At 59.6% G+C, this 547-nt stretch carries 1 protein-coding gene; it reads right to left on the minus strand.

The window, feature by feature from the left end:
* Positions 1–54: 54 nt before the first annotated feature.
* Positions 55–547, minus strand: a 493-nt coding sequence (locus C5S62_RS05785; RefSeq protein WP_145958218.1) for a quinolinate synthase NadA, incomplete at its 5' end; no start/stop codon positions are given.

Raw genomic sequence — 547 nt, forward strand, 5'->3', positions numbered from 1 at the left:
GCTTTATTCTTGTGATATGGAGGAGAGGCAGCCGGGCCTGTCGCCCGTTTTCTCTCACAATCCCAGTTGTTCGGAAATGTCGAGCATGCGGCGGATGGGCTTCACGGCCTCGGCGGCTGTTTCGGCAGAAACTTTTATCTCGGGCCATTCGAAGCGCAGTGCGTTGTACACCTTCGGAAGGGTGATGAGCCGCATGTAGTTGCATTCATTGCATGAGCAGGTGCTGTCGTCGGGCGGCACGGGGATGAAACGCTTGTGAGGGGCGCGGCGCTGCATCTCGTGGAGGATGCCGCTTTCGGTGACAACGAGGAAAGTGCCGGCCTCTGAGGCTACGGCGTAGCGCAGGAGGGCTGCCGTTGAACCTACCACATCGGCCAGTTTCACTACGGCTCCGCGGCATTCGGGGTGTACCAGCACTTTGGCATCGGGGTGCTCGCACTTAAGGGCTACGAGCTTTTCCACCGAAAAGCGCTCGTGCACATGGCAGGCGCCGTTCCACAACACCATGTTGCGGCCGGTCACGCTGTTGATGTAGGCTCCCAGGTTG

It is taken from the genome of Prevotella sp. MGM2, from assembly GCF_002933955.1.
GTDB lineage: Bacteria > Bacteroidota > Bacteroidia > Bacteroidales > Bacteroidaceae > Alloprevotella.